We start from the raw sequence: 12,307 nt of genomic DNA, 5'->3' as shown, positions 1-12,307 counted from the left end.
TCCTCTGGAACGGCGTTCCGAGCACCCTCCTGCCAGTCAGCGGATATCTTCACTTCTCTCTGCCTCGTCGACCGGCCAGCCCTTGTAGGTGCCCAGGACCGAATTCACGCATCGACCCTGCCACAACTGGCCCGCCTCGTCTCGGTACCAAATGTGAGCCGGAAAATCCTTGTCGGCATCGCGATACCGGAATTGACCCATTCTGAGAGCTGTGCGGACCCAGTTCGTGGCCTCGTCACGCTCCGCTTCGGTCGTCAGTTCGCAGACGGAGGTAATCTGCCGGCCCGGACGGGACGCATCGCCGTCCGGGCCGACATAGGCCTCTGGCAAGCCACCCCACCACCGCTCTTTCTTATGCTCCGGACTGCCGACGTATATCGCTTGCTCGATCTGTGCGGTCGTCAGCGGTTCTCGCTGGGGAACTTGCCGCGGTCGTTTTGCCATCCATCGACAATATGCTCAGCCGCCTTCGGCTTGAAGCCAACGCGGCAGAATTTGTCTGACGGCGCAAATCTGCGTCATGTTTGAGATCCGCCGCCTCCGTCTGCCCGTCAGTCGTTGCGCTTGCGGTAGTCCTCGAACGCCTTCACCACCTCTGCCGACGGCATGACGTCGACATAGCGGCGGCCGATGTCGCGGAGATTGTCGCGGTGCGGCCCCTCCTCGATATCGCCGGAGCAATCCTCCGCCACGATGGTGCGATAGCCGTAGGAGAAGCTGTCGATGGCGGAGGCGCGCACGCAGCCCGAGGTCGTGCAGCCGGTCAGCACCACCGTGTCGACGCCCTGCTTCGCCAGGAAGGTGGTCACCGGGGTCTGGAAGAAGATCGACGGCGCCGACTTGCAGAAGATGTAGTCGTAGTCGGGCTCGGCGATCCGCTCGTCCATCGCGGTGGACGGGTGGCCGTAGTAGAAATGATCGTGCACCGCGTCGATCTTCCAGTACGGGATGTCGCGCTGGCTGTGATAGGCGGTGTAGCAGGAGGCGACCGGCACGCCGCACTTGCGGGCGATCTTCAGCAGTTCCGACGTCTTCTCGACCGCTTCGTGGATATGCTCCGACCGGCCCAGCGGGTATTCCGGCCTGGTGAAGGCGACCTGGAAATCCACCACCAGCACCGCCGGCTTGCGCCCCCAGCCCACCGGCCGCGCGCCGTAGCTTGCCTCGCTGTAATCGTCGCTCATCTCATCCTGCTCCTTCACCTGCTCATTGGTCCCGCCGGGCCGGCCCGTCAGGACGCGGTGGCCATGCCCAGTTCGTAGAGATCGATGTCGAAATCCTTCTTCAGGATCGCCGCGATACGATCGTAACAGACACCGCGGCGCCAGGTCTTGAAGGTGCGCAGGTCCACGATGGTCGAGGAGAGCCCCTCCGGGTTGTGGTACTTGCTCAAGCCGCCATCGACCTGGATGTCGGCGGCTGCGCGGACCGGCGCGTCGATATCCTCCAGCCGGTACTTCGACCCGGTCAGGGAGGTATTGGCCGAGGAGCCCAGGATCGGCATCTGCCGCGACCAGGCCAGGGTCGTCATCGCGTCGTGGAACGGCCCGGCATTCAGCAGCATGTCGATGGTGCCGGCCTTGGTGGAATTCTGCAGAACGAACGGCGCGACATTCTTGAAGAACGGATGGTCGTCGCGGAACGGTGCCACGGTGGAGAACGGCAGGTCGTTGTCGAGGATGATCGCCTTCACCACGTCCTTCTGGCGCTGGTCGGTGATCTGGATCTCGTTGAAGATCTCCCAGTTCGAGAAGCAGCCCGAGGGCTTCTCGTAGGAGCGGTTCTTGGCGGTAAAGATCTTCTTGATCGCCGCTTCGCCGTTGCCGACGATGCCATAGGCCACGTCCAGCGGGATGATCGCCACGCCGCCGCCGGCAATCACGTCGACCACTTCCTTCGCCTTCTCCTGCAGGGCCGCGCCCTTCCACTCGCCGACCTGCCTGTCATCAACCTGGGCCAAAGTTTCCTCCTTCTACGCGATTGTCACTGGCCGCATCGGGTCGCACCCGCGCGGTCTATTCCGTCGCCGCCACGAAAAGGTCGGTCATCCCGTCCAGGCCGGCGCCGCGGTCCAGGCGGTCCACGGCGTCGACGAAGGCCGCCATGTCGAAGCCGGGCAGCCCCTCGGCCGCCAGGGCGGCGCACTTCTCCTCCACCGCCGAACGCGGCATCGGGTTGGCCACCGTGCCGTAGCTGTCCAGCACCGACGCACGCCGGGTCGAGCCGTCGGTCAGGGCCAGTTCCACCCAGCTGCCGAAATGCGCCGGGAAGGCCGCCTGCATCTCCGGGTCGGCCCGCGCCGAGACACGGTCGGCCAGCGCCAGGACCTGCGGGTCGCCCAGCCGGTCGTCGGCAAAGGCGGCATAGTCGCGCGGCCCCTGCACCAGGGCGGCGCCCAGGGTGAAGGGCAGGCTGTACTGCGCCGCCATCATCGAGGTCGGCCGGGTCAGCATGTGCTGGGTCAGGAGTGCGTCCGGCCCGCCGACGGTCAGGCCCGCGATGCGGTCGGTGGCCAGGCTGTAGCCGTCGGTCACCTCCGCCAGGGCATCCAGGGTGGAATGGAACAGCCGGCAGCAGGGATAGGGCTTCAGGCTGATGCGGTGGATCTGCAGCGCCTCCGCGGCCCCGCCGGACGCGCCGGGCGGCAGCAGCCGGTCCAGCCGCGGCCTGGCGCCGAAGATGTTGCACAGCCCGTAGCGGCCGTCGAAGGCCTGTCGCGGCCCGGCAATGCCCTGTGCGGCGAGCTGCACCGCCATGATGCCGTTATGCGCGCCATAGCCGCCATGCAGCCGCTTCACCGTGGTGCGGGCGGCGTCCTGGCTGAACTGCATGGAGCCGCCGGCCATCGACAGCATCAGGCCCCAGGCATCCATCAGCCCGTCCGCCTCCAGCCGCATCAGCCGCGCCGCCGTCGCGGCGGCGCCGAAGCCGCCGAACAGGGCGGTCGGATGCCAGCCATGCTCCAGGATATGGTCGGCGCCGGTCGCCATGCCGACCCGCGCCATTGCCTCGTAGCCCAGGGCGATCGCCGCCAGCACCTCCGGCCCGCCGCGACGCTCGGCCGTGCCCACGGCGATGGCGGTGGCGATCACCACCGCGCCGGGATGCGTGATGCTCTCGTCATGGGTGTCGTCGAGTTCCAGCCCGTGCGCCGCCGTGGCATTGGCCAGCCCCGCCACCGTGGGCGGCACCATCAGCGGCGTGCCGTAGATCCGGCAGGGGCCCTGGCCGCGATAGGGCCGCGCGAAGGCGGCCAGCGACCGCCCCCAGGGCAGCGCCATGCCGCGCAGGGTGACGCCGGCATTGTCGATCAGCAGCGCCTTCAGGCGGTCCAGATCGGCCGCGGAGAGGTCGTCGGGCCGGAAGCCGGCGATCCATTCCGCCAGTGCGGCGGTGCGGTCGGGGGTGTCGGCTGAGGTGTTCATCATGTCCCGTGCCGCGAGAAAGCCCGGCCCACTCCCCGGTTTCCGTCATCCTCGGCCCCCGAGCCGAGGATCGCGACGGGACGGTGACGTGGTGGGACGGTGCAGCGTCGATGCCGGCGCTGGGATCCTCGGCTCGGCGGCCGAGGATGACGGACAAGCTGTGCGCGACGGCGGCGCATCTTTCCGGTGCCCGCCCCCGTCACTGGTTGTCCAGGCGGCGGAAATAGTCGATCGCCTCCTGCTCGCCCACCACGTCGGCATATTTCGCGTTCATGTCGAACAGGTTGGCCTCGTGCGGGCGGTCGTCGCGGTCGCCGACCGCCTCCCGCACCACGATCGGCACGAAGCCGTGGGAGCAGGCGTCGATGCAGGTGGCGCGCACGCAGCCCGAAGTCGTCAGGCCGGTCATCACCAGGGTATCGATGCCGTTCGCGGTCAGGGTGGAGGACAGGCTGGTGCCGAAGAAGGCGGAGGGGTACTGCTTGGAGATCACCAGTTCTTCCGGCCGCGGCTCCAGCCCCTTCGGCCAGGCGCCCATCGGTTCGCCCTCGGCCATCAGCTTCAGGTTCGGCACCTTGCGCATGAAGATGCCCCCATTGATGCCGCTGGGATGGAAGACGACATTGGTGAAGATCACCGGCACCCGGGCCGCGCGGGCCGCCTCCAGCACCCGCAGGCCCGAGGCCAGGGTGTCCTCGACATCGGCGTAGAGCGGCGAGCCCTTGTCGAAATAGGCCTCCACGAAATCGATCAGGATCAGCGCCGGCTTCGCGCCGAAGCCGAGCTTCCGGTTGTAGCCGGCGCCGGCATAGTCCTGGTCAAGGTCTTGGCCCTGCGCACCGGACTGGCTCATGGCCGTTCCTCCCTCAACGGATGCCGTGGTCGCTGCACGGCGGAGATCGCCGACAGACGACGGGGCCGGCAAGTCCGGCCCCGTCCCCCTGTCGCCCTGCGGTCCTATGTCGGGCGGATGGCCTTATTCGGCGGCCATCGCCTTCTCCTTGGTGAACCAGGTCTGGAACTCCGGCTGCTTCGGCGGCTCGAAGCCGGTCTCCGCCTTGCAGCGGGCCTTCAGCTCCTCGATCGTGCCGCCGAAGTCGAACAGCTTCACCGGGCCGCGTTCGCCGGCGATCTGTTCGCGCAGGGCCTTGGTGGCGTTCTCGTCCACCACGCCGCGATCATCGCAGACCACGCCGTAGCGCCGCGCGCCCTGCGACGTGACCAGGCCGCGCTTGACGTCCAGGCCGACCTTCTCCGCCGGGCGCTTCAGCGGGTCGCCCCAGCCGCCGCCGCCCCATGTGTTGAAGTACAGGATGTCGCCCGACTTCACCTTGATATGGTCGCACTTGGACGGCATCAGCTCACGGCTGCCGTCGGTGCGCACCAGCACCTTGGTCGAGCGGCCGCCGGGATGGCCGCCATTGACGCCCCAGGGATAGGTCAGCCAGCGGTCGTCATGGATGGATATCTCGCCATCCTCCAGGAAGCGATAGCCCATCGACAGGCCGTTGCCGCCGCGATGCAGGCCGGCGCCGCCGGAATCCGGGATCGTCTCGTAGGTGTCGATCCGCAGCGGGAAATAGCTCTCCAGGAACTCGTTCGGCACATTGGTAAAGGCCGGCCAGAGCGAATGCCCGTCCGGCCCGTCGCCGACCGGGCGGCCCGGAATGCCGCCGAAGCCGATCTGGTAGAGCTGGTACCATTCGCCTTCCTTGGTATAGCCCGAATACATGAAGTGCGGGCTGTCGGAGAAACCGGCGGCGTTCAGCGCATCCGGCGCGCCCTGGCCCAGCAGACCGCCCATAATGTCGAAGATACGGCCCAGAATATGGGTGCGCGACGACAGGGCGGCGGGCTTCACCGGTTTCAGCACCGTGCCGCGCGGGATATTCACGTCGACCAGGTCGTAGAAGCCGTCGTTGAACAGGATCTGCGGGTCGAAGATGTTGATGGTGAAGGCGCCCAGGAACATCTTGAACATTTCCTCGTTGAGGAGGAAATTGATCGAAGAGTCCGACTGCGGGTCCGTTCCGGTGAAGTCGAAGAAGGCCTTGTCGCCCTCCCGCCACAGGGTGCAGGCCAGCTTGTAGGGGCCCATGCCGATGCCGTCGTCGCAGATATAGTCCTCGAAATAGACCTTCTGCTCCGGCACCACCTGCTTGATGATCGCCGACATGGCCCGCTTGTTGCGGTCCAGCATCTCCTGCATGGCGGCGATGAAGGTGTCCTCGCCGAACCGCTTGCAGTTCTCGTGCACCCGCCGCTCCGCCAGGCGCAGCGCGGCGATGATCGCCATGAAGTCCGACTTGTTCCAGTGCGGCAGGCGGCAGTTGTGCAGGATCAGGTTCAGGATGTCTTCCTGCAGCTCGCCCTTCTTGTAGATCTTCGTCGGCGGGATCTGGACCCCTTCCTCGTAGATCTGGTTGGCGTCGGTCGGCAGGCTGCCCGGCACCTTGCCGCCGATGTCCGTCATATGGCCGAACATCGCCGCCCAGGCCACCATGCGGCCGTCGCGGAAGATCGGCATCATGGTCAGCCAGTCGTTCAGATGGCTGATCGCACCGTCGACCGAATAGGGATCGTTGGTCAGGAAGACGTCGCCTTCCTCGATCGTGCCCTGATACCCCTGCTGGAACCCCCACAGGAAGGAGCCGAACTGGCCCACCACCATCTTGCCTTCGTTGTTGGCAATCATGGGGAAGGCGTCGTGCTGCTCGCGGATGCCCGGTGACATCGCGGTGCGGAACAGCACCGCGTCCATCTCCGCCCGCGCGTTGCGCAGCGCGTTCTCGATGATGTCCAGGGTGATCGGGTCCACGTCGACCTTGTTGAAGGGACGCGGCTTGGTCTCGATGATCTTGGCCGGCATGTCTGGCCCTCCTTTTCGCGGTGCCGCCGCCCCGTATGGCGACGGCACCTGCTTTCTGGAATCTAAGCTTCCGCTTCCTCGTCCGTCAGGCTTCGGCCTTCAATTCACCGGCCAGATCAGCAGGGTGCCGAACTTGTCCACCTTCGCATGGTGGCCGGGCAGGATCAGGGTGGTGGAGTCCATCTCCGTCACGATCGCCGGGCCCAGGATCACGTTGCCCGCCGCCAGCTTCGACCGGTCGTAGATCTTCGCGTCCACGAAGCCGCCGTCGACGTAGATCGTCTCGGTCGCGATGGTGGCACCGGAGGCGTCCTCGCCGCCGCTGGCGATCTCCGGTGGGCGGACCACCGTCGGCTTGCCCTGCACCACGGCGCGCAGGTTCACAAGCTCGTGCTCATGCTCCAGGGCGAAAGTGAACATCTGCTCGTGAATGGCGTCAAATTCCTTCGCCACCCCGGCCAGGCCGGTCTTCTTGAAGCCGTCCAGGTCGGTCTCGATGGTCAGGGTCAGGCCCTGGCCGTGATAGCGCAGGTCGACCTCGACCGTGGTGGTCTGGTCGCCGGCGGCGATGCCTTCAGCGGTCAGCGCCTCGGCCGCGCCGTCGGCCAGTTCCTCCAGCGCCTTCAGCACTTCGGCGTCCGAGGTATTCGTGTAGCGGCGGATGAAGGTGCGCGAGCGCTCGTCGCGCACCCGGGTGGTGGCATCGCCATAGGCGCAGAGGACGCCGGGACCGGGCGGCACGATCGCCGGCCAGGAGCCCATCAGGCGCGCCAGCGCGTTGACGTGCAGCGGGCCGGCGCCTCCGAAGCCGATCAGCGCGAAGTCGCGCGGATCGTAGCCCTGCTCCACCGAGACCAGGCGCAGGGCACCGAACATGTTCTCGTTGACGATGTTGACGATGCCTTCCGCCGCCTTCTCCAGCGGCATGTCCAGGCCGTCGGCGATCTTCTGCACCGCCTTGCGCGCGGCTGCCCGGTCCAGGCCCATATCGCCGCCCAGCTTCGCCGATTCCGGGAAATAACCCAGGGTGACGTTGGCGTCGGTCACCGTCGGCTCCTCGCCGCCGCGGCCATAGGCCGCCGGGCCGGGAACGGCGCCCGCGCTCTGCGGCCCGACGCGCAGCGCCTTGGTCAGCTCCGGCACATAGGCGATGGAGCCGCCGCCGGCGCCGACGGTGCGCACGTCGATGGAGGAGGCGCGCACGGTCACGTCGCCGACCCGGGTCTCGCGCCGCTTCTGCGCCTTGCCGTCCTGGATCAGCGCCACGTCGGTGGAGGTGCCGCCCATGTCGAAGGTCAGCAGGTTCTCGTAGCCGGACTGCTTGGCGATGAACATCGCGCCGGCCACGCCGCCGGCCGGGCCGGACATCAGCAGGTTGACGGGGAAATCCTCCGCCGCCTCGACCGAAGACAGGCCGCCGTCGGAGCGCAGCACATGCAGCTGCACCCCTTCCATCGAGGTCGACAGCTCGGTGTGCAGGTTGCGGATGTACTTCGACACCACCGGGCGGATGTAGGAATTGGCGACCGTGGTCTCGGTCCGCTCGTATTCCTGCATCTCCGGCACGACCTCCGACGAGATCGAGACCGGCACGTCGGGCAGCACCCGCTGCGCGATCTCGCGCACCTCGCGCTCATGCGCGCCGTTGGCGAAGGCGTTGATCAGGCAGACGGTCAGGGCCTGGATGCCCTCCCCCGCCAGGGTCTTCAGGTCGTTCTCCAGCTTGCGGCCGTCCAGCCGGTCGACCACCTCGCCCTTCGCGCTCATCCGCTCGTCGGCCTCGATCGTCAGTTCCAGCGGCGCCAGCGGATCGGGCTTGTTGTAGATCACCCAGCCGCCCAGGCCGCCCGGCACGTAGGACCGCGCGATCTGCAGCACCTGGCGGTAGCCCTTGGTCACCACCAGGCCGACCTTCGCGCCGGAGGAGGTGAGCACGGTGTTGGTCGCCACCGTCGTGCCGTGCAGCACATGGCTGATCGCCCGCGGGTCGATGCCGGCGGTCTCGCAGACCTTCTTGATGCCGTTGATCACGCCGCGCGAGGAATCCTCAGGTGTCGAGGGCACCTTCGCGGTGAAGTTCTCGCCCGTCGCCTCGTTCACCAGCAGCAGGTCGGTGAATGTGCCGCCGACATCGACGCCGAGCCGGTAGCTGGCGCCGTCCGCCTTGAAGCTGGCCTGGGGCACGGTCGTGGCCGCAGCCGCGGGCGGCGGCGGGATCTCTCCGCTGCCGCGCACCGCCATGCCGCCAGCCGCCATCCCCCCAGACTGGGGCGCGGGCGCGCCGCCGCGGCGGGCATCCGCCAGCATGCGCTCCATGTCCTGGAGCTTCCGCTCCAGCTCGATGATGCGGCTCTCGTAGTCGCCGCGTCCGCCGTTACTCATTCGGTCACGCTCCTTCAGGTCGCTCTTGTCGCGCGCCGGTCGATCCCCTGATGCCACTTCGGGAACCGCCAGGTCGAACCTCCCGCCGGGGACGGCGCGCCACAGCGCCGCCCCTTCGGGCAGTCCGGGTCCGGGCGGTCGGTCCCGCCGCAGGTTCAGGCCCGGCCGCCGCGATCTTTATTGCCGGCAGGGTTGGGCGTTTCGCCATAAACCTCCGCCAGTTCCGCTTCCACGCCGTGGATCTTCTTTTCCAGTTCGGCGATCCGGTATTCCATGATCGCCTCCTCCTTCAGCCGCTGGGCTTCGGCCTTCTTCGCCGCCGCGTCGCCGCCGCTGAGGAGCTTGCCGAGAGCGCCGAGGATCGGCACCCCTTCCAGCTTCCCGGCGCGCTGCGCCTGCATCATGTAGAGCGCGCCGAAGGCGAGGCCGATGACGATGAAGGAGAAGAAAGTGGTCAGCGCCCCGACCGCATAGAGCGACGGCGAGGCATTGTTCGCCTGCACCGACACCAGTTCCGCCGGCAGGGTGTTGGCGTCGCCGGACAGCAGCGAGGTGCGCGGATATTCGTCATAGGACAGGGTGAAACCGAACAGGGCGACACCGACCATGCCGGGCGCGGTGATCGGAATGATCACATGGCGCAGCGTCTGCCACGAGGAGGCGCCCTGGTCGCGCGCCGCCTCCTCGTAGGACGGGTCCAGGCGGTTGAAGACCGCCAGCATGATCAATACGCCGAACGGCAGGGTCCAGGTCAGGTGGGCACCGAGGCCGGCCTGCCAGTAGGACGGCAGGATGTCGAGCCACTGGAAGAGCAGCGCGACGCCGAGGCTGACCAGCAGGGACGGCGTGATCAGGCTGGCGATAGTCAGGTAGAACAGCACGCCGGAGCCGACGAACTTCCGCCGGAACGCCAGGCCGGCCATGAACGAGATCACGACGGTCAGCAGCATGGCGACCAGGCCGAGCAGCAGCGAGCGGACGAACGGCATCCTGAAATCGCCGATATAGGTCGGCTCGAACACGTCGGCGAACCAGTGCATCGACGGGCCCGTGAAGGGCAGGACCAGGCCGCCGTCCTTGCCCTGGAAGGCCAGCAGGATGATCACCGCCATCGGGCCGTAGAGGAACACCACGAAGACCCAGAAGAAGACGCGTCGCCAGGCCTTCCAGTCGCGGCGCACGGACTTCGCGCCGGTGCCGGCGCCGTGTGCGGGTTGTGCGGTCACGTTGGCCATGGTCAGAGCTGCTTCCGGATGTCGACGATACGGGTGAGGCCGGCCACGAAGAGCAGCAGCACCACCAGCAGGATGATCCCCTGGGCCGCCGCGGTCGGGTATTGCAGCGGGATGAAATTGACCATCAGGTAGGCCGGGTTGCCGGTCTGGCCACCGCCCAGGATCTTGATCGAGGTGAAGTCGCCCATCGCCAGGGTGACGACGAAGATCGTGCCGATCACGATGCCCGGCATCGACAGCGGCAGCACCACGTGGCGGAAGGTCTGCCAGCCGCTGGCGCCGTACTCGATCGCCGCCTCGATCAGCGAGGGATTGATGCGCGCCATGGTGTTGAAGATCGGCGCCACCATGAACAGCGAATAGATGTGGACGTAGGACACGACCACGGTGAATTCGGAATAGAGCAGGAATTCCAGCGGCGCATCGACGATTCCGAGCCACACAAGGAAGCGGTTGACAATGCCGTCGATGCCGAAGAACGGCAGCCAGGCCAGGGTCCGGATGACGCCGGAGGTCCAGAACGGGATCACGCAGATCAGGAACAGGCCGATCTTGGTCGACAGCTTCGCGACGTCGAAGACCAGGTAGTAGGAGACCATCAGCCCGATCACCAGGCTGATCACCCAGGCAAAGAAGGTGAGCTTGATGCCGGTCCAGTAGGCCACCCAGGTCGAGCCGTTGCTGATCGTGGTCCAGTACTGCTTCAGGAAACCGAGATCGTCGAGCCGGAAGTCACTGGCAATGACGTAGTTTTCCACCCGGTATGTCGAATAGAAGACGATGACGATGATCGGCACCAGCATGAAGACGATCATCACCAGCCAAAGCGGCAGGGCCTGGAAATACGGTGCGTATTTCTTGAAAAATGACTTCCCCATCGTCGAGTCAAACGTACTGCTCAAAGGACCACCCTTTGCCCGGATCCGCACGGAACCATTGCCAGGAAGACCACCGGAAAGGCGATCGTCTTGGATGCTGCCGACCCGGACCCGCGCCGGCTGCGATTTGCCTGCGATACCGGCGGGGGCGGACCGGCCGCCCCCGCCGCGCCATCGCCGATCAGGTCGCGATGAACGAGTTCCACTTCTGCGTCAGGTACTCGTTCTCGCTGGGGATCGTGTTCCAGATCGCGACGCGACCCATGCGGTCCTTGTAGGAACCGCCGTCGCGCACCGATCCGGCCTTGTCGATGGTGGTGCCGAACGGATCGATGATGTCCTTCTCCGCCGGCTTGCCCTCGTACCAGAAGTCCCACTCGTAGGGCTCCAGGGTCGCCTTCACCGTCTCCGGCACCGGCGAGTAGTAGCCCTGGCGGGCGAAGAACGCGCCCGGCACGCCGGAATACATCCAGTTCAGGTACTCATAGGCCGCATCGAGCTTCAGGCCCTCCAGATGGCTCGGCAGCATCAGGCCGAGGCCCCAGGAACGGTAGCCTTCCTTCAGCGCGACATACTCGCAGGGAATGCCCTTCGACTTCACGGCGGTGACCGCCGGCGACCACATCGACTGGATCACCACCTCGCCCGAGGCCATCAGGTTCACGGAGTCGATGAAGGTGTTCCAGAACGACCGCCAGTGACCGGCATTCTTCAGGTCCTGCAGGATGTCGACCGTGGCGTCGATCTCCTGCTTGGTCGGGTTGCCCTTGTCCTCGTACTTCACCAGGCCCTCGGCCTCGAGCGCCATCGCGGCGTCCATGAAGCCGATGCCGGGGAAGCCGATCAGCGCGGCCTTGCCCTTGAACTCCGGATTGATCAGCTCCTTCCAGGACTCGACCTTGTGGCCGATCAGGTCGGGGCGGATGCCCAGGGTGTCTGCGTTGTTGATAAACGGCAGCACCGACAGGTACTCGGTCTGCTCGGGCGAGAACTGCTTCGCATCGGGCGAGGCCACGAACTGCACGGAAGAGGGGTTCTGGCCCTGGCCGTACCAGGCGTCGGAATCCAGCTTGCCGGTCTTGAACGTGCCGACCACCTTGTCCCAGAGCTTGATCTTGTTGGCGTCGATCGCCTGGAAGTTGCCCGACGGCCAGATCACCTTCATCGCCAGGTAGACGGTGTCCAGGATGTCCACCGACTTCGGCTGCGTCAGACCGCGCTGGATGATCACCGGGATGTCGATGGCCTGCATCTTGATGGTCAGGCCAAGATCCTTCTTCGCCAGTTCCTCGACCTGCGGCATGTTCGACACGCTGAGGCCGGCGATGCGCAGCTCGACATCCTTGATGTTCTGCGCCCAGATGGTCGGGAAGCCCTTGATCGCCCCGGAACCGATGGCGACGCCGGCGGCGGCGGCGCTGCCCTTCAACATGGTACGACGCGAGAAACCCTTCCGCGTGCCCTTCGTGACGCTGGATTTTTCGTCCTTCATCCTCTCGCCTCCTGTTACGCACCCGC

Annotated in this window: 10 protein-coding genes; all 10 read right to left on the bottom strand. The window is 66.3% G+C overall.

What is annotated here, in order from left to right; translation table 11 throughout:
• Nucleotides 1–36: 36 nt before the first annotated feature.
• A complete protein-coding gene (locus ACFOGJ_RS21705; protein ID WP_379904501.1) occupies nt 37–444 on the bottom strand; it encodes a hypothetical protein in 408 nt (135 codons plus the stop codon).
• Nucleotides 445–551: 107 nt separating this feature from the next.
• Nucleotides 552–1,184, bottom strand: a complete 633-nt coding sequence (locus ACFOGJ_RS21700) for an isochorismatase family protein (RefSeq protein ID WP_379904499.1) — start codon at nt 1,182–1,184, stop codon at nt 552–554.
• A 47-nt stretch (nt 1,185–1,231) separates the two neighbouring features.
• Nucleotides 1,232–1,960 carry a Sua5/YciO/YrdC/YwlC family protein gene (locus ACFOGJ_RS21695; protein ID WP_379904497.1) on the bottom strand — a complete coding sequence of 243 codons (729 nt, stop codon included), beginning with the start codon at nt 1,958–1,960 and terminating at the stop codon, nt 1,232–1,234.
• Nucleotides 1,961–2,015: 55 nt separating this feature from the next.
• The gene (locus ACFOGJ_RS21690; RefSeq protein WP_379904494.1) at nt 2,016–3,428 is read right to left on the bottom strand and encodes an MmgE/PrpD family protein; all 1,413 of its coding nucleotides are present in this window, start codon (nt 3,426–3,428) and stop codon (nt 2,016–2,018) included.
• Between the two features lie 196 nt (nt 3,429–3,624).
• Nucleotides 3,625–4,278, bottom strand: coding sequence for an isochorismatase family protein (locus ACFOGJ_RS21685; protein ID WP_379904493.1), 654 nt, complete (start codon nt 4,276–4,278; stop codon nt 3,625–3,627).
• 123 nt (nt 4,279–4,401) lie between these two features.
• Nucleotides 4,402–6,294, bottom strand: coding sequence for a hydantoinase B/oxoprolinase family protein (locus ACFOGJ_RS21680; RefSeq protein ID WP_379904491.1), 1,893 nt, complete (start codon nt 6,292–6,294; stop codon nt 4,402–4,404).
• A 99-nt stretch (nt 6,295–6,393) separates the two neighbouring features.
• Nucleotides 6,394–8,676: a hydantoinase/oxoprolinase family protein gene (locus ACFOGJ_RS21675; protein WP_379904489.1), complete on the bottom strand. Its 2,283-nt coding sequence runs from the start codon at nt 8,674–8,676 to the stop codon at nt 6,394–6,396.
• A gap of 155 nt (nt 8,677–8,831) precedes the next feature.
• Complete coding sequence (locus ACFOGJ_RS21670; protein ID WP_379904487.1) at nt 8,832–9,911, bottom strand: ABC transporter permease subunit; 1,080 nt, start codon at nt 9,909–9,911, stop codon at nt 8,832–8,834.
• A 2-nt stretch (nt 9,912–9,913) separates the two neighbouring features.
• Entirely contained in the window at nt 9,914–10,789 is an 876-nt protein-coding gene (locus tag ACFOGJ_RS21665; protein ID WP_379904485.1) for an ABC transporter permease, read from the bottom strand.
• Nucleotides 10,790–10,970: 181 nt separating this feature from the next.
• Nucleotides 10,971–12,281, bottom strand: coding sequence for an ABC transporter substrate-binding protein (locus ACFOGJ_RS21660; protein WP_379904483.1), 1,311 nt, complete (start codon nt 12,279–12,281; stop codon nt 10,971–10,973).
• Nucleotides 12,282–12,307: the final 26 nt, after the last annotated feature.

The sequence above is a fragment of the Marinibaculum pumilum genome (genome assembly GCF_042646425.1).
GTDB classification, from domain to species: Bacteria; Pseudomonadota; Alphaproteobacteria; order Ferrovibrionales; family Ferrovibrionaceae; genus Marinibaculum; species Marinibaculum pumilum.
The sequence above is the reverse complement of the archived record's forward strand: the minus strand, read 5'-3'. Positions and strand labels throughout refer to the sequence as shown.